This is a genomic window from Nocardia brasiliensis (genome assembly GCF_011801125.1).
GTDB lineage: Bacteria > Actinomycetota > Actinomycetes > Mycobacteriales > Mycobacteriaceae > Nocardia > Nocardia brasiliensis_C.
In genome coordinates this window covers 2461956-2482236 of record NZ_CP046171.1, presented here as the reverse complement: position 1 = coordinate 2482236, position 20281 = coordinate 2461956, and the positions used below count along the sequence as shown (strand labels likewise).

At 67.3% G+C, this 20281-nt stretch carries 17 protein-coding genes and 1 pseudogene; 7 read left to right on the top strand and 11 right to left on the bottom strand.

The features are described from left to right. Positions 1-15 precede the first annotated feature (15 nt). Positions 16-1956, top strand: coding sequence for a Stk1 family PASTA domain-containing Ser/Thr kinase (pknB, locus tag F5X71_RS11265; RefSeq protein ID WP_167466381.1), 1941 nt, complete (start codon positions 16-18; stop codon positions 1954-1956). 42 nt (positions 1957-1998) lie between these two features. On the opposite strand, the gene F5X71_RS11260 is transcribed toward pknB, so the two are convergent. Then, positions 1999-2430: a MarR family winged helix-turn-helix transcriptional regulator gene (locus F5X71_RS11260; RefSeq protein WP_203218284.1), complete on the bottom strand. Its 432-nt coding sequence runs from the start codon at positions 2428-2430 to the stop codon at positions 1999-2001. Between the two features lie 86 nt (positions 2431-2516). Here F5X71_RS11260 and F5X71_RS11255 point away from each other — a divergent pair, with 86 nt between their 5' ends. Further along, a complete protein-coding gene (locus F5X71_RS11255) occupies positions 2517-4082 on the top strand; it encodes an MFS transporter (protein ID WP_203218283.1) in 1566 nt (521 codons plus the stop codon). Positions 4083-4153: 71 nt separating this feature from the next. Here the strand turns inward: F5X71_RS11255 and F5X71_RS11250 are convergent, their stop codons facing one another. Together F5X71_RS11250 and F5X71_RS11245 are read right to left on the bottom strand one after the other, a co-directional pair. Then, on the bottom strand, positions 4154-5086 hold the full coding sequence (locus F5X71_RS11250; RefSeq protein ID WP_167461895.1) for an undecaprenyl-diphosphate phosphatase: 933 nt from the start codon (positions 5084-5086) through the stop codon (positions 4154-4156). A gap of 140 nt (positions 5087-5226) precedes the next feature. Then, positions 5227-6612, bottom strand: coding sequence for a class II 3-deoxy-7-phosphoheptulonate synthase (locus F5X71_RS11245; protein WP_167461894.1), 1386 nt, complete (start codon positions 6610-6612; stop codon positions 5227-5229). A gap of 156 nt (positions 6613-6768) precedes the next feature. On the opposite strand from F5X71_RS11245, the gene F5X71_RS11240 reads away from it, so the two are divergent. Beyond that, positions 6769-7263 (top strand): polyadenylate-specific 3'-exoribonuclease AS, encoded by a 495-nt coding sequence (locus F5X71_RS11240; protein ID WP_167466378.1) that lies wholly within the window; start codon positions 6769-6771, stop codon positions 7261-7263. 66 nt (positions 7264-7329) lie between these two features. On the opposite strand, the gene F5X71_RS11235 is transcribed toward F5X71_RS11240, so the two are convergent. The 6 genes from F5X71_RS11235 to ctaE all read right to left on the bottom strand — a co-directional run bounded on the left by F5X71_RS11235 (position 7330) and on the right by ctaE (position 13930). Then, positions 7330-7956: an RloB family protein gene (locus F5X71_RS11235; RefSeq protein WP_167461893.1), complete on the bottom strand. Its 627-nt coding sequence runs from the start codon at positions 7954-7956 to the stop codon at positions 7330-7332. Between the two features lie 5 nt (positions 7957-7961). Continuing rightward, positions 7962-9275 carry an AAA family ATPase gene (locus F5X71_RS11230; protein ID WP_167461892.1) on the bottom strand — a complete coding sequence of 438 codons (1314 nt, stop codon included), beginning with the start codon at positions 9273-9275 and terminating at the stop codon, positions 7962-7964. Between the two features lie 195 nt (positions 9276-9470). Next, positions 9471-11093: a cytochrome bc1 complex cytochrome b subunit gene (gene qcrB, locus F5X71_RS11225; protein WP_167461891.1), complete on the bottom strand. Its 1623-nt coding sequence runs from the start codon at positions 11091-11093 to the stop codon at positions 9471-9473. Between the two features lie 73 nt (positions 11094-11166). Further along, positions 11167-12375 carry a cytochrome bc1 complex Rieske iron-sulfur subunit gene (gene qcrA / locus F5X71_RS11220; RefSeq protein ID WP_194250765.1) on the bottom strand — a complete coding sequence of 403 codons (1209 nt, stop codon included), beginning with the start codon at positions 12373-12375 and terminating at the stop codon, positions 11167-11169. A gap of 20 nt (positions 12376-12395) precedes the next feature. Then, entirely contained in the window at positions 12396-13259 is an 864-nt protein-coding gene (gene qcrC, locus F5X71_RS11215; RefSeq protein ID WP_167461890.1) for a cytochrome bc1 complex diheme cytochrome c subunit, read from the bottom strand. Between the two features lie 59 nt (positions 13260-13318). Next, entirely contained in the window at positions 13319-13930 is a 612-nt protein-coding gene (gene ctaE / locus F5X71_RS11210) for an aa3-type cytochrome oxidase subunit III (protein WP_029893672.1), read from the bottom strand. Positions 13931-14145: 215 nt separating this feature from the next. Here ctaE and F5X71_RS11205 point away from each other — a divergent pair, with 215 nt between their 5' ends. Both F5X71_RS11205 and trpD read left to right on the top strand, forming a co-directional pair. Then, entirely contained in the window at positions 14146-14562 is a 417-nt protein-coding gene (locus F5X71_RS11205; RefSeq protein WP_167461889.1) for a hypothetical protein, read from the top strand. Between the two features lie 81 nt (positions 14563-14643). After that, positions 14644-15698, top strand: a pseudogene (trpD, locus tag F5X71_RS11200) (anthranilate phosphoribosyltransferase). 9 nt (positions 15699-15707) lie between these two features. Here the strand turns inward: trpD and F5X71_RS11195 are convergent. Both F5X71_RS11195 and F5X71_RS11190 read right to left on the bottom strand, forming a co-directional pair. Next, positions 15708-15983 carry an Lrp/AsnC family transcriptional regulator gene (locus tag F5X71_RS11195; protein ID WP_167461888.1) on the bottom strand — a complete coding sequence of 92 codons (276 nt, stop codon included), beginning with the start codon at positions 15981-15983 and terminating at the stop codon, positions 15708-15710. Positions 15984-16011: 28 nt separating this feature from the next. Beyond that, on the bottom strand, positions 16012-17769 hold the full coding sequence (locus F5X71_RS11190) for a DEDD exonuclease domain-containing protein (RefSeq protein WP_167461887.1): 1758 nt from the start codon (positions 17767-17769) through the stop codon (positions 16012-16014). Positions 17770-18388: 619 nt separating this feature from the next. On the opposite strand from F5X71_RS11190, the gene F5X71_RS11185 reads away from it, so the two are divergent. Together F5X71_RS11185 and F5X71_RS11180 are read left to right on the top strand one after the other, a co-directional pair. Then, positions 18389-18958: a C40 family peptidase gene (locus F5X71_RS11185; RefSeq protein WP_167461886.1), complete on the top strand. Its 570-nt coding sequence runs from the start codon at positions 18389-18391 to the stop codon at positions 18956-18958. A gap of 208 nt (positions 18959-19166) precedes the next feature. After that, positions 19167-20246 carry an NlpC/P60 family protein gene (locus tag F5X71_RS11180; protein WP_428981464.1) on the top strand — a complete coding sequence of 360 codons (1080 nt, stop codon included), beginning with the start codon at positions 19167-19169 and terminating at the stop codon, positions 20244-20246. Positions 20247-20281: the final 35 nt, after the last annotated feature.

Sequence of the window (20281 nt, the reverse complement as noted above, 5' to 3'; positions counted from 1 at the left end):
CAATTGATCGGCCAAATGCTGGAAGGGCGCTATCGCATCGATGCGCCGATCGCCCGCGGTGGCATGTCGATGGTCTTCCGGGGGGTCGACACCCGGCTGGATCGGCCCGTCGCCATCAAGGTGATGGACCCGAAGTTCGCCGGTGACCCGCAGTTCCTCACCCGATTCGAGTTCGAGGCCCGCGCGGTCGCCAAGCTCAAGCACCCGTCCCTGGTCGCGGTCTACGACCAGGGCGTGGACGGTGAGTATCCGTTCCTGATCATGGAGCTGGTGGAGGGCGGCACCCTGCGCGAGCTGCTGCGCGAGCGCGGCCCGATGCCGCCGCACGCGGTGCGCGCGGTGGCCGAGCCGGTACTCGCCGCGATCGGCGTCGCCCACACCGCGGGCCTGGTGCACCGCGATGTGAAACCGGAGAACGTGCTGATCTCCGACGCGGGCGAGGTCAAGATCGCCGACTTCGGCCTGGTGCGCGCGGTAGCGGCGGCCAACACCACCTCGGCCAGCGTGATCCTCGGCACGGCCGCCTACCTGTCCCCCGAACAGGTGACCAGCGGCACCGCCGACGCACGCAGCGACGTCTACTCCTTCGGCGTGCTGATCTTCGAACTGCTGACCGGGCGCGTCCCGTTCACCGGCGACACCTCGATCTCGATCGCCTATCAGCGCATCGAGAACGACGTGCCGAGCCCGAGCCGGTTCATCTCCGGTGTGCCGCCGGAATTCGACGAGCTGGTCGCGAAGGCCACCGCGCGCGAACCCGCGCACCGGTTCGCCGACGCGAACGAGATGGCCGCGGCGCTGCGCCAGATCGGCGCGAAACTGAGCCTGCCGCCCTACCGGGTGCCCGCGCCGCAGGAGTCGGCCGAGCATCTGAGCGCCAGCTACAAGGCGCTCACCCCACCGACCCAGCAGGCCGCGGCGACTCCCGCACCGGCGTACACGCCGCCGACGGTGCAGCACACCCGGGTGGTCACCGCGCCGCGACCGCGCCCGGACTACGGTCCCGACGGCTACGACGAGCCGCCGGCGCGCCAGCAGCACGCGTCGGCGGCGTATCAGCCCTACGCGCCCGACCCCAGCAGGTCGCGGCGCACGGCATGGATCTGGATCGCCGTGGTGGCGACGCTCACCCTGGTCGTCGGTGTCGGCGGCTGGTGGCTCGGGTTCGGGCGGTTCTCCCCGGTGCCCGCGATCGCGGGGCTCGACACCGATCGCGCGGTCGCGACACTGCGTGACGCGGGCTTCGAGACCGAGTTGCGGCAGAAGGCCTCCGACACGATCCCGGTCGGCGGCGTGGTCGGCAGCGACCCGTCGGCGGGTTCGCGGATCACCAAGGGCTCGACGGTCGCGGTGCTGGTCTCCAGTGGCAAGCCGAAGGTACCCGACCTCAACCCGGGCGACGACATCTCGAAGGTCAACCAGTTGATCCGCGACGCGGGGCTGCAACCGGTGGACTCCGGCGAGGAGGGCAACCCCGCACCGAAGGGCACCCTCGCCAGGGTCGAGCCCGGTCCCGGCACCGTGCTGCCGACCGGCGCCCAGGTCAAGGTGTATCGCAGCAACGGAGCCAAACCGATCAAGGTGCCCGACGTGCGCGGCAAGACCGCCGACGAGGCGGTGCAGCTGCTGACCAGCGCGGGCATCAAGGTCCGCGACCGGCAGACCAAGTTCGACAAGGCCGTCGAGGCGGACAAGGTGATCGGCACCGACCCGGTCGCCGGGACCACCGTGCAATCCGGTAGCGGCGTCACGCTTTTCGTCTCCAACGCACTCAAGATGCCGAACCTGATCGGGTCGAGCGTCGGCAACGCCAGATCCAAACTGGAGAGCCTCGGGTTGCAGGTCGAGGTCAAGCAGCTCACGCCCACCGACGGCTCGGTGGTGATCGGACAGGTGCCCGGCATCAGCGCCAACGTCGAGCCGGGATCCACCGTCCAGCTGACCGCGCTGCCCTGAGTCGACGGCGGCCGCGCCGATTTCGATCGCGCCCGCGCTGATTCAGCGACAGGCCTGCCCCATGCCGCCGAGCCACTCGCGGATCGCCGCGCGCTGTTCGGGCGTGCGGTCGGCCTCCAGCTCCGTTTCCCGGCGGGCGACCGCTGTTCGCGCCTGCGCCAAGCGTTCTCGACCGTCCGCGGTGACGTGGATGCGATGGGTGCGCCGATCCGCGGGGTTCGGCTTGCGTTCGATCAGGCCCTGCTGTTCGAGGCCGCCGAGCATTTCGTTGGCGGCCTGACGGGTGCTCGCCACCTCCCTCGCGATGTCGGCGACCGACATCCCCGGGTGCGCGTCGGCCATCATCAGCGTGGCGTATTGCGAGGTGGACAGGCCGAATTCCTTGAGTTCCTCGCCGATCGCGGCACGCATGTGCAGCCACACCGTGCGGACCATGAAGGTCAGCGATCCGACCTCGTTGGGGGGCAAACCCACGACCGAGTCCTCCTCCGAGATTGACAGGTTCCTGACGATTGGGCAGAGTAATCGTCAGGTTCCTACCAATCGTACCGAAGGCTCCCATGAACACGCTTGTGACGCCGCCGAAATCCCGGCAGCGGATGATCCTGTCCGTTCTCTTGTTGTCGTCGTTCCTGATCTGGATGGACAACACCATCCTCAGCATCACCTTCGAGACGCTCACCGACCCGGTCCGCGGGTTGGGCGCCTCGCCCGCCGAGCTCCAATGGGCAACCGGCGCATACACTTTGGTCTTCGCCGCGCTGATGTTCACCGCGGGCGCACTCGGTGACCGCTTCGGGCACCGCACGGTGCTCGCGTCCGGGCTGACCATCTTCGCGGGCTCGTCCCTCTGGGCCGCCTACGCGGGCACCGCCGGTGAGCTGATCGCCGCGCGCGCCGTCATGGGTCTGGGCAGCGCGCTGATCATGCCCGCCACCATGGCCATCCTGACCCTGACCTTCTCCGGACCGGCGCGGGCGACGGCAATCGGCATCTCCTCGGCCTCCGCCGGTGTCGGCATCGCGGCGGGACCGCTGATCGCCGGGGTGCTGCTCGACCACTTCTGGTGGGGCTCGGTGTTTCTCATCAACGTGCCCGCCGTCGTGCTCGGGTTGGTGGGCATCGCGCTGGTCGTGCCCGACCACCGCAGCCCGGTGCGACGGCCGCTCGATCCGGCCGGGTTGCTGCTGTCGATCACCGGATTGTCCGCGCTCGCTTATGGTTTGATCCGCGCGGGGCAGCTCGCCACCTGGACCCCCGTCGATGTCTGGGCGCCGATCGCCGCGGGCGCGGTGCTGCTCGGCCTCTTCGTGCTGGTCGAATTGCGGCTCGCCCAGCCGAGTTTCGATCCCCGGCTGCTCGCGGCGCGGGTCTTCGGCGGCGGCAACGTCGCCATCGGGTTGCTGCTCTTCGCGATGACGGCCGCCGGTTTCTACAGCGCGTTCTATCTGCAAGGCGCACGCGGCTTCTCGCCGTTGCAGGCGGGGTTGGCGACCTCACCCGTTGCGATCGGCACGATCATCGGTGGTCCGCTGGGTGTCCGGCTCGCCCGGCGCTGGTCGCTGCGCGCGGTCACCGCGACCGCCTTGGCGATCGCCGCACTGGCCATGGGCACGGCCGCGCTGTTCGAACTGCACACCCCGCTGATCTGGCTCGAAATCGTGGTGCTGATCCAGGGTCTCGCCATCGGCGTGGTGATGGGCACGGTCACCGCCGCCCTGATGGACACCTTGCCGCCCGCGCGGGCCGGTGCCGGATCGGCCGTGACCAACACCGTCCGCCAAACCGGCAGCGTGCTCGGCATCGCGATCGGCGGCACCATCATGTCGATCGGTTACCGGCGCGCGATGGAACCCTCGGTGGTCGATGTTCCGGATCCGTTGCGGGACCAGCTACTGGTCTCGGCGGAACAAGCACGCCACGTCGCGCACGCCGTGCAGCGCCACGACCTGGCCGACGCCGCCGATCAGGCCTTCATCCACGCCATGCACATCGGCGCGATATGGACGATGCTGATCGCCCTCGCCGGCGCCGCCGTCCTGGCGATCACCCTGCGCCCCAACCCGACTGGCCCAGCACACCCCGCCGAGCAAGAGCCGCCGGTCCCCACCCTCGCGCACAACTGATACCTCGACCCGCTCGCCCATTCCCGGCTGCCCGCACCCGATTTCGGACGCGGGCAGCCGGACGAACCGGATCAGAGGAATCGGACGATCGACACCGACCCCACCACCAGGCAGTACAGCGCGAACGGGAGCAGCGTGCGGGTCTGGAAGTAGCGCTCCAGGAAGCGCACCGCCAGCCAGGACGACACACCGGAGGCGATCGCGCCGACCAGCACCGGCCCGCGCACGCCCGCGGTGCCCGGCCCCGCCAGCTCCGGAATCTCCATCAGACCCGCACCCAGGATCGCCGGAGTCGCGAGCAGGAACGCGAATTTCGCGGCCTGCTCGTGCGGCAGGCCACGCCACAGTCCACCGACCATGGTCAGCCCGGCCCGGCTGAACCCGGTCAACAGGGCACCGACCTGCGCGAAACCGATGCCGAGGGCATCCTCCAGTTCGAGCGCGGCCAGGCGTCGATCCGCACTACGTTTGCGCGCCCGCGCGGTGAGCACCCCGGCTCGCGCGTGCAGCGCGAACTGACGACCGTACTGAGCCAGCGTCGGCTCGTTGCGGCGGCGCAGGCCCTCGCCGATGGTCAGCACGACGCCGTTGAGCGTCAGGAAGATCGCGGCGTAGATCGGCGCCGCGAACAGCACGTGCAACGGATGCTGCAGGAACGGCCCGAGCGCCGCGACCGGCAGGGTGGCCACCACGATGAGCAAGGCCAGTCGCTCTGCGACGGTTTCGGCCCGGCCGGTGCGTAGCAGCCCGGCGAATCCGACGGCGATGGCGCGCCAATCACGCCGGTAGTAGCCGAGCAACGCGACCGCCGTGCCCACGTGCAAGGCCACCACGAAGGCCAAATACGGTGTGCCCGTGTCCGACTCGCCCTGATCGACCAGCCGCTGCCAATCACCGCCGAGCCACGCCGCGAGCAGCACCGAATGTCCCAGGCTGGAGACCGGGAACAGCTCGGTGACTCCCTGCACTACGCCGATGACCGTCGCTTCGAAGTAGGTGAGCATCGCGACGAGTTTCGCACGGCGCCGACGACATCCCCAGCGCGCCACACCCCACGACCGAAATGCCCGAATGCCCTATCCCCCAGTGACTTTCGGGCACTTCACCGCACCGACCCCGGCGCGATACCGCCGAGAAGCGTTGCTCAGCGCAGCATTTCGGCGACCAGGAAGGCCAGTTCCAGGGACTGCTGGGTGTTGAGGCGTGGGTCGCAGGCGGTCTCGTAGCGACCGGACAGGTCCAGGTCGGAGATGTCCTGCGCGCCGCCGAGGCACTCGGTGACGTCCTCGCCGGTGAGCTCGATGTGCAGGCCGCCGGGGTGGGTACCGAGGGCGTGATGCACCTCGAAGAAGCCCTGGACCTCGTCGACGATGCGGTCGAAGTGCCTGGTCTTGAAACCGGTGGAGGCCTCGTGGGTATTGCCGTGCATCGGGTCGCACTGCCAGATCACCTGGTGACCGGTGGCCTGCACCTTCTCGATGATGGGCGGCAACACGTCGCGGACCTTGCTGTTGCCCATCCGGGACACGATGGTCAACCGGCCGGGCTCGTTGTTCGGGTCGAGCCGTTCGACGTACTCCACGGCCTGGTCGGGCGTGGTGGTCGGGCCGATCTTCAGCCCGATCGGGTTCGCGAGCAATTCGGCGAGCGCGATGTGCGCACCGTCGAGCTGCCTGGTCCGCTCGCCGATCCACAGGAAGTGCGCGGACAGGTCGTAGAGCACCGGCTCACCCGCCGCGTTCTCGCTCAGCCGCAGCATCGCCCGCTCGTAGTCGAGCACCAGCGCCTCGTGGCTGGCGTAGATGCGCGCGGACTTCAGGCTCGGGTCGTTCACCCGGCAGGCGGTCATGAACGCCAGACCGCGGTCGATCTCCTCGGCCAACGCCTCGTAGCGCGCGCCCGCGGGCGACTGCGCGACGAAATCGCGGTTCCAGTCGTGCACCTTGTGCAGGTCGGCCATGCCGGCGCCGGTCAGCGCGCGCACCAGGTTCATCGCGGCGCTCGCGTTGGCGTACGCGCGCACCAGACGCGACGGATCGTGTTCGCGCATCGCGGCGTCGGCGACGAGCGCGTTGACCATGTCGCCGCGGTAGGACTTGAGGCCGAGCGCGTCGGTGTCGGAGGAGCGCGGCTTCGCGTACTGGCCCGCGATCCGGGCGACCTTGACCACCGGCATGCTCGCGCCGTAGGTGAGCACGACCGCCATCTGCAGCAGGGTGCGGATATTGCCGCGGATATGCGGCTCGGTGTTGTCGGCGAAGGTCTCCGCACAGTCGCCGCCCTGCATGAGGAACGCCTCGCCACGGGCCACCTCGGCGAGCTGCTCGCGCAGCTCCTCGACCTCGGCGGGCACACAGATCGGCGGCACGCTCTCGAGCACGGTGCGCATCACCGCCGCCTGCTCCGGATCCCACGACGGCTGCTGTAGCGCCGGGCGGGCCAGCGCCTCATCCAACCGCCTGCGCAGCTCCGTGGGCAGCGGCGGCAGTTCCGGCAGGCGATCGATGGGTACGTCGACGGTCCAGTTCACTCGTTCAGAATACGGACCCATCGGACGGGCCCGGTACCCACCGTGGGGTGGTGACCGCCACCACCCTGCCCGGACGCGAATGACGGCGTCGGCGCGCTTAGGGTGAAGTCCGAAACTTTATCCGGGGGCAACACCGAACTGCGGAGGAGTAGAGCGATCTCGCTTCGATATTTTTACGACTGCGAATTCATCGAGGACGGGGTGGTCATCGACCTGGTCTCCATCGGTGTCGTCTGCGAGGACGGCCGCGAATATTACGCGGTGTCCACCGAATTCGACCCGGGGCGGGCCGGTCCGTGGGTGCGCAAGCATGTGCTGCCGCAGCTGCCCTCACCGTCCTCGTCGCTGTATCGCAGCCGCAAGCAGATCCGCGACGAGCTGTACAAGTTCCTGGTGCCGCGCTCGTCGGTGGTGCCGGAACTGTGGGCCTGGGTCGGCGCCTACGACCACGTGGCGCTGTGCCAGCTGTGGGGTTCGATGGTCGATCTGCCCAGCGCGCTCCCCCGCTACACCAACGAACTGCGCCAGCACTGGGACGCGCACGGCCGCCCCGAGCTGCCCCCGGTCCCGCCGGACGCGCACGACGCGCTCGCCGACGCCAGGCACAATCTGGCCAAGTTCGAAGCCATCGAGGCGGCGCGCAGACGCTGATCATAAACGAAGGCCCCGAGTCGGATTCGACTCGGGGCCTTCGTTTATGCTGCTCATGCGATGGTACTAGCCGAGAGGATCTGCCGACCGCTCGAGCACTTGAAGTAACTCGTACATCGATGACGAAGGATTGTTGTTCGGCAGGGTATTGCCATCACCCTCGTGGCGCTTTGCGAGTACCGCCGCGCGCCGTTCGGCGCTTTTTCGCAATGGCATGTAAACGGCTGGATCAATGTGTTTTCCACCGCGCCCGTCGAGCTTTTTGCTAGCACTCTCAGCGCATTTGGTATCAATGTACGAGCTATGCTCCCGATGATGGAGAATCAACCAGAGTTCGAAGCACGGATTCGAGATCGCCAACCCGACGCCGTGAGCCTTCGCCAACCCGACCGCATCCTTAAGGTTCGGGTGATTCTTGGGCCATTCAACGTCAAAAACGCACCAGCATTCGTCAATTTCGGAATCTTGCATGCGCTCGACCGCACGCTGAACAAGGGTAAGAGGCACGCCCTGGCAAGGGTCCAGTACGATCTTTACCGAAGCATTGGCCTTGACATGGGGCAAATCCTTGACCGCCTTCAAGTAGTCCGGCTCAGTATTCGCGCCTTCACAAAAGACCAGTATTGTTCGATACTCCGCACGAGTACCAACTTTCCGGCCGAGCGGTCGAGTCGGTCGACGTCGCGCCGCCATGTCACTCAGGCAATCATACCGAGCGCCCGCAGGAGCTCAGTAGTATCGACGTCCGGCAACGCCCCGAAGCGACCATGGAGATAAGCGTTCTCCAAATTCTTAGACTTTCGAACCCGTTCACCCGCGAACTCGGCAAGAGCACCGAGCCTAGTGGCGGCGTCAGGCGTCTTCTCCGTAAACCAAACTTCATCACGATTGAGGTGATTGAGCAAGCTGGTATCGTGCGTCGTGAAAATCAGTTGAGCCCCCATTGGATTCGTAACGGAATCATGAAACAACTCGATCAACTGAGCGGACAGTGTCGGATGCAGGCTCGCGTCGATCTCATCCAGCAACAACATCGATCCCGAACGAAGTGTACTCAGCAGCAATCCGATCAACTGATACCAGCTACGAGTTCCGGCAGATTCCGCCGAAAAGTCGAGAGGCGCCGACTCAGCAGAAGTCCGATGCACCAGTCGTGGCCGCCTCCGCGTGCGAACCTCACCAGACGGAGCCGTAAGATGCTCTTCGGTAAAAAGAACATCCTCGATGCCCAGATCCGCCATACGCAACAGCGCAAGCGCGTCGCGTCGATCCCTTTCACGTTCAGCTACCTGCTTTTCGAGACCACTTTCTGCACGGTTATCGTCGTCAAAAGAATCTACCGCGTCGCCCTCCGGCATGCGGAGTGCCCGCTCCGAATCGAACCACCGATCAGTGGAGCCACCTCCACCGAAATAGAACACACTTCGAGGCATGCCCACCCCACGTGTCCTCATATCGATCAAGGAATTCGCAAAACCGGATACGACCGGATCATCGAAGCGCCGAGCAGCGGAAAGCGCGAGGGTTCTATCCGTGAGCAGCTGACGAGCGCCAGCAAGCTCACCCAAGCCACGCTGCAGGGTGAGCTTCAATCCTTCACGCTCAAAGATTCTGCGACGCTTCTTCTCTGGGTAGTGAAAAAGGCCCTCGTAATACACACGCTGGTTGTCCAGTTCGACCGAATACTCGTAGCGGATGCCGTTCACGAGTAGCTCGACCGCGAACTCCGTAGTTCGGCTCGGACCGTCACCAAAGGCGAAGGGTTCGAGCGGAATTGACTCATCCCAAGCCCGGACGGATAGCCGGACAGCATCCCGGATCCACTGCAGCGCAGCTAGAACGTTCGACTTCCCCGAGGCGTTAGGGCCGTAGATGCCTGCCACCGTGAGCAGGTGCTCCCCAAGCATCGGTGCCGCGCGCGCGGCCGATCGATCACGATCGATCGCAACCATCGACAGCTCCACCCGGTCCAGGATCGATCGGAAGTTCGACACTTCGAATCGAATCAGCACAGCTACATCCTACGCACCAAAACGCGAGTCATCAGCGCTCAGACCACAGATTTCGTCCGAAATCTACGAGAATCGCTGTGTACTGGACAGGAATCCACCGTCATGGGACTTGGGTCGCCACGTGCCACCGGCAACGCGGTTGAAAAAGCAGGCCCCGCGTCCGGTCGGACGCAGGGCCTGCACGTGCCTCAGCTGTCAGTGGCTGTGCTTGCCACCGTTCTCCAGCTCTTGGCGCTGCTGCAGCACCGCGAGCTGGCGATGCTCCTCGGCGTGCTCGATCTCGAAGTGCTTCTCGCTCTCCTGCCACGGATCGGGGCGCAGGAAGCTACCGGTGCCCGGCTTACCAGCCGAACCCAGCTTGCTCATCTTCTTCGGGACCGGGGCGCCCTGGTACTCCAGCGGGATCGGGTGACCGTGGTCGTCGACCGGGCCGAGCGGCTGGTGCACCTCGATGTACTCACCGTGCGGCAGCCGCTTGATCACACCGGTCTCGATGCCGTGCTCGAGCACCGCGCGGTCGCTGCGCTGCAGGCCGATGCAGAACCGGTAGGTGATGAAGTACGCCACCGGCGGCACCACGAGCAGGCCGATGCGGCCCATCCAGGTGGTCGCGTTCAACGAGATGTCGAACTTGAGCGCCAGGATGTCGTTGACGCACGACAGCGTCAGGACCACGTAGAAACCGATCGCCATGGCGCCGATCGCGGTGCGGACCGGCACGTCACGCGGACGCTGCAGCAGGTTGTGATGCGAACCCACGTCGCCGGTGAGCCGCTTCTCGATCCACGGGTAGGCGATCAGGACGGTGAACACCAGGCCCATGATCAGCGCGACCCAGAACACCGCGGGCACCGTGTAGCGGCCCAGGTACAGCTCCCACGGCGGCATGAGCCGGGCCATGCCGTCGGTCCACATCATGTAGAAGTCCGGCTGCGAACCCGCGGAGACCTGAGACGGGTTGTACGGGCCCAGGTTCCAGATCGGGTTGATCTGGAAGACGCCGCCCATGATGCCGACGATGCCGAGGGTGAAGGCGAAGAACGCGCCCTGATCCGCGGCGAACACCGGCACGATGCGCGCGCCGACCACGTTGTTCTCGGTCCGGCCCGGGCCGGGGAACTGGGTGTGCTTCTGGTACCAGACCAGCGCGACGTGCGCGGCGATCAGGGCCAGGATGATGCCCGGGAACAGCAGCACGTGCGCGATGTAGAGGCGCGGGATGATGATGTTGCCGGGGAAGTCACCGCCGAAGATCAGCCAGTGCAACCAGGTGCCCGCGATCGGCACGCTCATCGTGATACCGCCGAACGCGGCGCGCAGGCCGGTACCCGAGAGCAGGTCGTCGGGCAGCGAGTAGCCGAAGAAGCCCTCGAACATGGCCAGGATCAGCAGCAGGCAGCCGATCACCCAGTTCGCCTCACGCGGCTTGCGGAACGCGCCGGTGAAGAAGATGCGGAACAGGTGGATGATGATCGACGCCGCGAACAGCAGCGCCGCCCAGTGATGCACCTGGCGGACGAACAGACCGCCACGCACCTCGAAGGTGATGTTCAGCGAGGACTCGTAGGCCCGCGACATGGTGACACCACGCAGCGGCTGGTACGCGCCGTTGTAGACGACCTCGGTCATCGACGGATCGAAGAACAGGGTCAGGTAGACGCCCGACAGCAGCAGAATGATGAAGCTGTACAGCGCGATCTCACCGAGCAGGAACGACCAGTGGGTCGGGAAGACCTTGTTGATCGACCGCTTCATGAACGCGGCGGCGCGATAGCGCTCGTCCGCCTCGTTCGCCTGAGCTGCGATAGAAGGGCTCATGACCGCACCTCGCTGACGCTCGATTCCGTCATGTGCCCTGCACGCTGGCACATGATTCGTTCACTACGTTCACTCATGAACGACGCTCCCAGAAGGCCGGTCCGAGCGGCTCGATGAAGTCGCCGTTGGCGACCAGGAAGCCCTCGGAGTTGACGGTGATCGGCAGCTGCGGCAGCGCGCGGGCGGCGGGACCGAAGACCGGCTTGCCCCACTCGGTCGCCAGGAACTGCGACTGGTGGCAGGGGCACAGGATCTTGTTGGTCTGCTGCTCGAACAGCGACGTCGGGCAACCGAGGTGGGTGCAGATCTTCGAGTAGGCGAAGTAGTCGCCGTAGTTGAAGCTCTCCTGACCCTTGCGCTTGATCGCCTTCTGCGCGTCTTCGGTGCGCAGGCGAATCAGCATGACCGCGTTGCGGATACCGCGCAGCGACTGCAGGGTGGCGTGCTCGTCACCGCGCCACTTCTCTTTCCAGGGGAAGACCGTCTCCATGGCACCCGCGTCCAGATCCTCGGGACGCACCAGCACGACGTCCTCCGGGCGACCGGTGTCGCGCCGGATGTAGATGGTCTCGCCCTCGTAGTCCGGGGTCCAGCCGGAGACCCACAGCGGCGACTTGTCGCCCTTGGCCCACGGGTTCTTCACCATGCCGCCGACGAACACCAGCAGCGCGCCGATGCCGAGCACGCCGACACCGGCACCGGCGGTGCGGGTGATCAGCTTGCGGCGGGCCAGCGTGGAGGAGTCCAGCGCGTCGCTCAGCTCGGCGACCAGGGTGCGGCGCTCGACCTCGGGCGACGGACCGTCGTGGCGGTCCTGGATGGACAGCTCGGCCGGGATGAACAGCTTGCGGATCAACACCACCGCGATGCCGATGACCAGCACCGAGACACCGAAGGTGATGCCGACCAGCGGCGTGAACAGCGAGTAGGCGGCGTGCCCGTCCTCTTTGTTGGCCTTGAACTCCCACGGCCAGAACAGGAACACACCGACCAGCGCGGCGGCGGCGATACCGGACACGGCGAACCAGAACGCGACCGCGCGCTCGGCGCGCTTCTCGGCGCGGGTGCCCGGAACCGGGAACCGCTCGCGCCGGTAGGCGACGTCGACGCCGTCCCGCTCGGTGCCGAGCTTGACCAGCTCGTCGCGGCTCATCGCGTCGAGTTCGGCCTCGGTCGGTTCCGTCAGCGCATGGCCGTCAGTCTTGGCCACATGGGCGCCGGCCCCTGTGACCTGCTCGGTCGACGGCTTGCCGCCGTCGTGGCCCTCATCCGGCCGACCCATGTCGTTAGGCTCCTTTTCACTCATGACCGCGATCCGATCCAGATCGCGGCACCCACGACCAGCGTGATGCCGACCACCCAGATGACCAGACCCTCGGTCGCGGGACCGAACCCACCGAGGTCCCAGCCGCCGGGGGCGCGCTCTTCCTTCGCGTTCATCACGTAGGCGACGATGTCACGCTTCTCTTCCGGGCTCAGCTGCCGATCGGAGAACTTCGGCATGTTCTGCGGGCCGGACAGCATCGCGTCGTAGATCTGCTGCTCGCTGGCGGGCTCGAGCGGCGGGGCGAACTTACCGGAGGACAGCGCGCCGCCGCGGCCGGTGAAGTTGTGGCAGGACGCGCAGTTCATGCGGAACAGCTCCGAACCGCGCGCGATGTCGTCGCCGCGCAGCGACTCCTGGGCGATCTCACCGTTCGCGTCACGGACCACGCTCGGGCCGCCGCCGTTGTCCGCGACGTAGGCCATCAGCGCGTCGGTCTGGTGCGCGTCGAACTTGGCGGGCTTGCGCTGCGCCTGGGCCTCGTTACGAGCCATCGGCATGCGGCCGGAGGAGACCTGGAAGTAGACGGCGGCCTCGCCGACGCCGATCAGGCTCGGGCCACGGTCCTGGACACCCTGCAGGTTGGCGCCGTGGCAGGTGATGCATGAGGTGTCGTAAAGCTGGTTACCCTCGCGGATCAGCGCGGTCTTGTCCTCGTTCGCGGTCGCGACCTGAGGGGTCGGCGTCAGGGCCGCGGCGAGGAAGCCTGCTCCGACGAGGCCCACCAACAGCGCGAGGCCGCCCGCGATGCGACGGCGAACGCGGCGCTGCCTGCGCGTCTTGCTGGCCTCGCCGTTCCCTGTGCGTTCGGGCGCTGGCGCTGACGGGGGAGATGAACTCATCTGTGTCCCTTTGGAGTAGACGGAACCGACGTGTGCAAAAGACTGGGGTATCGCCCGGGTCAGCGGACGAAGTAGATCGTGGCGAACAACCCGATCCAGACGATGTCGACGAAGTGCCAGTAGTACGAGACGACGATCGCGGCGGTGGCCTGCGCCGGGGTGAACTTGCTGACCTTGGTGCGGATCAGCAGGAACACGAAGGCGATCAGACCGCCGATGACGTGCAGACCGTGGAAGCCGGTGGTGATGTAGAACACCGAGCCGTACGAGCTGCTCGAGATCGAGGTGCCCTCGTGGACCAGGTTCATGTACTCGTAGCCCTGGCCGCCGACGAAGAACGCGCCCATGATCAGCGTGATGACATACCAGCGCCGCAGGCCGAACACGTCGCCACGCTCCGCCGCGAAGACACCCATCTGGCAGGTGAACGACGAGGCGACCAGCACGGCGGTGACCGGCACGGCGAGCTTCAGGTTCAGCTCGGTCGGCTCCGGCGGCCAGTTGCCGTGGGCCTGGGCGCGCGCGACGAAATACATCGCGAAGAGGCCGGCGAAGAACATCAACTCGCTGGACAGCCAGATGATGGTACCGACGCTGACCATGTTGGGCCGATTCAGCGAGTGCACACGCTGGGTTATGGCCGATCCGGGGGTCCCTACTGCGGTCGTCACGGGGGTAAGTATGACTCGTCGTAGTACGACACAAGTACCCGGGTGCGAAACTTGTGTCTCCGTGTCGGAAAACCCACGGACAGACAGGCTCTCGACCTGGGCTCGGCGTGTTGGAGATCGTTTCGCCGAACGTGCGCGGTGCGCACCGGCTCTCGCCGGGTCACGCACGCACAGCATGACAGGCAGTACTGAGTAAAAGCTGAGATGGAGGCGATGTGGCAGCGGGGATATGGCGGCGACTGTTCGGACGCCGCGGGGTGGCGACGCTGGATCCGAGCCGGGCCGATCTCGTGGTGGTCACCGCGAGTTTCGATGATGCCGAGGCGTGCTCGGCGGCGCTGGCCCGCGCGGACGGCTGGGACGCCGACGCGCCCGCCGTGCTGCGCCATCACCTGCGCATCCCGGCCGATCAGGTGGAGACGGTGTGCGCCATCGCCGCACAGGACGGTTACGCGCCCGCGCCGCGGGTCGGCGGCGCGGGCACCGACCCACTGGAAAACCTGATCTTGCAACGCGTCCAGGTGCTCGACGCGCTGCACTGCGCGCAGGAACGCTCGCGGATGGCCGGCCTGGCGCAGCGGCACGAAGGCACCGCCGACGGGTGGGACGCGCTGCAACCTCGGCCCGCATAAGCACGGGCTTTCCGGCAGAGGCGCACAGTAAGCTTTTTCGACAACTGGTGCCTGAACCAGTGTGAACGGGAGTAATGGAACATGCGTAGCTGGCCACAGGTGCTCGGAACCCTCGCCGACGGCGGCGACCTGACGGCGGACGACACGGCATGGGCGATGGACGAGATCATGTCCGACAACGCCACCTCCGCTCAGATCGCCGCGTTCGGCGTCGCGATGAAGATCAAGGGCCCGACGCCCGCCGAACTGGCCGGCCTGGCGACCGGCATGCTCGAACACGCCCGGCTGGTGCACATCGACGGCGACGCGGTCGACATCGTCGGCACCGGCGGTGACCGTTCCGGCTCGGTGAACATCTCCACCATGTCCTCGATCGTGGTCGCCGCGGCCGGGGTGCCGGTGGTCAAGCACGGCAACCGCGCGGCCTCGTCCAAGAGCGGCGGCGCCGACGTGCTCGAGGCGCTCGGCGTGCGGCTCGCGCTCGGGCCGGAGTCCGTCGCACGGTGCATTCGCGAGGTCGGCATCGGTTTCTGTTTCGCACCGGCGTTCCATCCCGCGCTGCGGTTCGCCGGCGCGGCCCGCAAGGAAATCGGCATCCCCACGGTGTTCAACGTGCTCGGACCGCTGACGAACCCGGCTCAGCCGCGGGCCGGACTCATCGGCTGCGCCTTCCCCGACCTGCTGCCCGTGATCGCGGGCGTGTTCACCGAACGCGGCGGCAGCGCGCTGGTGGTGCGTGGCGACGACGGGCTGGACGAGATCACCACCTCCGACACCACCGCCGCCTGGGTGGTCTCGGGGGCAGGCGTCGCGAGACCACCATCGACCCGACCCGCCTCGGCATCCCCCGTGTCGACCTGTCCGCGTTGCGCGGCGGGGACGCCGAGGTCAACGCGGGCGTGGCCCGCGATGTTCTGGCAGGCGGCACCGGCCCCGTTCGCGACGCGGTGCTGTTGAACTCCGCGGCGGCCATCGTCGCCTACGACCTGTCCCAGGGCACCGTCGATTTCGAGGCCGATGTGCACGATGCTTTGGCGACCGGCATGACCCGCGCCGCCGAAGCCATCGACACCGGCAACGGCGCCGCACTGCTCGACCGATGGGCCAAGCTCACGATCACCCTGGGTGATCGCTGACGTAGTTCGCTACTCCCCCAGTGAGAAACCCGCCTCCACGTCGGCGCTCGAATACGACTTGAAGGCGATGTGCGTGGTGGTGCGCGCGACGCCGGGCGTCTTGTCGATCCGTCCGGTGACCACGTCGGCGATCTGCTCGTGGTCGCGCACCCGCACGATCGCGATCAAGTCCACATCGCCTGCGCACGAATACACCTCGGCGACCCCTTCGGTATCCGCCACCGCCTGCGCGGTCTCCGGAATACGCCCGTTGTCGGCGTCGATAAGCACGATCGCGGTAATCATGGGATCAGCGTAATGCGCGCCACGCCCGTCACCGCTGTGTGTACTCGTCTTCGGCGGACCGGCCGCGGGCGGCGACGTCGGCCACCTCCGCCCAGCCGAGCCAGCGCCCCGCCCCGAACCTCGGCTCCCGATAGCCCTCCGTGCTGTGCACGATCCGCACCCCCGCCCGCGCCAACCAGCGCGCCACCAACGCCGCCTCCTCCGGCGAAGCTCCCCGCAGCGGCGGCACATTGAGCGGCACCGTGCCCTCGGGGATCACGGTCTCGGCGGCGGCGACGAGGTGGTCCACCACGGGCATGGGCGCGACGCCGCGGGCGGCGGTACCCGCGGCCGCGAGGCGCCCGTAGCGGATGACGGCGAACTCCCACCCGCCCGCGCCGTCGGGGTGGGCGGTGACGAGTTCGGCGATGCGCGCGATGGCAGCCAGACGCTGGGTGCGGTGCAGGGCCCGGATCACCGCGACGGTGCGGTCGCGCAGCCGGGCGGCCGCCTCGAAATGTTCGGCGCGGGAGTGGATTTCGATGCGGTCGAGCATGGCGCGGACGGGCGCGTCGGAGCATCCGCTGAACAGGGCGCGCACGAGCGCGGGAGCGGGCGCGTATTCCTCTGTATTAATAGGAGTGCCGCGCACGGCCGCGGGACAGCCGCCGACGATCGCGGGCGGGCACGCGTGCGTCGCGCGTCGGGACAGTCGGGTACTGCACGTACGCAGGCCGGTGAACTCGGCGATGATCAGCGCGAGATCGGCGGCGTCCATCCGAGAGTTGAACGGCCCCAGCGCATCCCGGTTCGGGGTGCGCACCACGGCGAACCGGGGGAACGGCTCGTCGGTGAGCGTGAGCCACCAGGCCCGCTTGGGAAACTTGGAGCGCCGGTTGTAGGGCGGGGTGTGCGCGACGAGCAGCCGCAACTCCCGCACACCCGCTTCGAGGGCATGCGCGCAGACCACATGATCGACCCGGGTGGCGAGGGCGACCATTTCCTTCATCCGCCCTCGGGTTTCCGATCCGGTGAAGTAATTGCGTACGCGGCGACGCAGATTCACCGCAGTGCCGATATAGAGGACTTCGTCGCAGGGACCGCGGAACAGGTAGACGCCCGGCGCGGTGGGCAGGTCCGCGGCCATGAAGCGTTTGGCGCGCTGACGGGGCGTGACGTCGGGCAGGTAGTCGACCAGCTCGGTGAGGCTGTGCACGCCCTGGTTACCGACCCGGCCGATCAACGCGTGCAACACGTCGACGGTCGCGCGCGCGTCGTCGAGTGCCCGGTGCGTCGGCTGGGTGCTCGCGCCGAGCAGCTGGGCGAGCACGCTCAACCGGACCGACGGCGCCTCGTCCCGGCCGAGCACGCGCCGGGCCAGCTTCACCGTGCACAGCACCGTCGCCGAGGGCCAGGTTGTCCCGCACTGGGCCGCGGCGGCCCGCAGGAACGCCATGTCGAAGCGTGCGTTGTGCGCCACCAGCACCGCGCCCGCGGCGAACTCCAGGAAACCGGGCAGCACGGCCTCGATCCTCGGTGCCGCGTACACCATCGCGGTGGTGATGCCGGTGACCTGGACGATCGCCGGTGGCACCGCCCGTCCCGGATTGACCAGGGTCGCGAATTCACCGAGCACCTCGCCGCCGCGCACCTTCACCGCGCCGATCTCGGTGATCGCGTCCGCGCCGGGGCTGGTTCCGGTGGTCTCCAGGTCGACCACCACGAAGGTGGTGTCGTAGAGGGGCGTGTCGAGGTCGTCGAAAACCAACTGCTGAGCTGCGGCCTTGCGCTGAGCGGGGACGGACACGGGCTGGAGCGTAGGCGGTGGGTCCGACAAGGACGGGCCGGTGACGGCACCGCCCGCGCGCACGCGAAAGCCACACAGAATGTCCGAATTACTCTGTGGGGATTTCGTTTCGTTACCCATGAAACGATCTAGAACTCCGAAAAGTGGCGTAGATCACATTGTTGCATAAACCGTATCAACGGCCCTGGCGTGTCCAGCGGTCCGGGCGCGCCGTCGGCGGTGCGCTGTGACCGATCACAGCCGAGCGGCCGACCGACCGGTATCGGAGCTGGACATATCCCCGCAATGAGCCCGGCGACCTGGGGGAATGCCCAGTCGAGGCCCGTTCGACCCACCCGAGGACGCGCCGGACGCGCCCGAGATCGCGACCCGGAAGCCCACCGGAGGCACCGCGTCGTTATCTTTTCGTGATTGCTGGGACATATCTCACATTGATTAAGCGGAAATTCACACAGGCGCACACAATTCGCCGGAGTCCGACTTTACAAACCACCGTGATGTGTTCGTAACCTTTTCGAGACCTCACGGAGTCCGCCGCATCCCATCCGGTGCGAACGACACGAAGTCCGCGGCACCAGTCAGGGTGCGGCGTCGTGGGGCAGATTGGGAGTACCGCATCATGACGACCGAATCCGTCAAGCGACAGGCGCAGCGTGCCTTCGCCGCCGGGGCCGTCGGCGCTGCCACCATCGGCGCGTTCCTGCTTCCGGCCGCCCCCGCGTCGGCTCAGCCGGTGACCATCCCCGGCGTCGGAACCTTCGAAGTGCCGAACGAGATTCAGATCCCGCAGGGCATCCCCGGCATCGAGCTGCCCGCGCAGCCGCTGCCGTTCGTCGCCCCGAAGAGGACCATCGGCGAAGAGGCGCTCGACGCCGCGATGACCAAGATCGGCGCCCCGTACGTGTACGGCGCCGCCGGCCCGAACGCCTTCGACTGCTCCGGCCTGGTGAAGTGGGCCTACGCGCAGGCCGGCCTGGAGCTGCCGCGCACCAGCGGCGCCCAGCTCGCCGCGGGCAGCCCGATCTCGATGGACGACCTGCAGCCGGGCGACCTGGTGTCGTTCTACGGCGGCGGCCACTCCGGCCTGTACGCAGGCGACGGCAATGTCGTGCACGCGTCGACCTCCGGCACGCCCGTGCAGGTGGCGCCGATCTCATCGATGCCCATCGCCGGGGCCCGTCGCTTCTGAGAAACCGCTGGTCGGGCCGTACGTTGCGGCCCGACCGCCGGATGGCGGCCGTGATCGTTTCGTTCTTTACTGGACACAGACCCAGGCCGTTCCGTAACCTAATCGAGACCTTCTGGATCTACCCGAGGCGCGCACCCCGCAAACCTCCGTTTTCCGGAAGACGTTGCGTCGGTTCAACCAGATCGAGAGAACAGGGGCACGGCAGCCTGTGGCAGCACACCGGAGACAGGGCACGCTGAAGCTCGACACGAAACGTCTGGTGGGCGGCGCGTTGGCGGCCGGAATCCTGGCCACCGCCACCGTCTACGGCGCAGGCCCGGTCGGTGCCGATCCGGTCGCCCTACCCGCGACCGCCGCCGACGCCGTGCAGCGGATGATCGACCTGTCCCGCCAGTCCGAGCAGCTCAACGAGCAGGCCCTCAACGCCCAGTCCGATCTGGACACCAAACTCGGGCTGCAACGCGAGGCCGACGCCAAGCTGGTCGAGAGCACCGATCGGGTGAACCAGGCCCGCGACGAAGTACGCAAGTACCAGCCGATGATCGACCGCACCGCGATCGCCGCCTATCAGGGCGCGCGCACCAACCGGTTGTTCGCCGTGCTGGTCAGCGATTCCCCGCAGCAACTGCTCGACCAGATGTCCACGCTGGACGTGCTCGCCGCGCAGACCTCCGATCAACTCGCGCGATACAAGAAGGCCACCGACGCCGCCGAGAGCGCCGAAGCCGACGCCCGCCGCGCCGCCGACGAGGCGCACGCGGCCGCGACCAAGGCCGAAACCGTGCGCGGCGAGCTGGAACGCAAGCGCAGCGACCTCAGCGGCGCCATCGTTCAGGTGGTGCAGGCGTGGACCGGCTTGTCCACCAAGGACAAGGCCGCACTCGCCGGTCCGGCGTTCCCGCCCGGCTTCGACCGCGACACCCTGCTGCAGGGGCTGGTGCCCGGCAGCGGCACCAGCGCGCTGGCCGCGAGCCTCACCCGCATCGGCGACCCGTACGTCTGGGGCGCGACCGGACCGCACCAGTTCGACTGCTCCGGCCTCGTGCAGTGGGCGTTCAAGCAGGTCGGCAAGGACGTGCCGCGCACGAGTTCCCAGCAGGCCTCCTACGGCACGCCCGTCGCGCAAAGCGATTTGCAGCCCGGCGACGTCGTGTTCTTCTACAGCGACATCTCCCATGTCGGCATCTACGCGGGCAACGGACTCATGGTGCACGCCTCCACCTTCGGCGTCCCGGTCGCCGTGGCACCCATCAGCACCACGCCGTACCACTCCGCTCGGCGATACTGAACACCAATGAGTGGGCACTAGGCACTGGCTGGGTG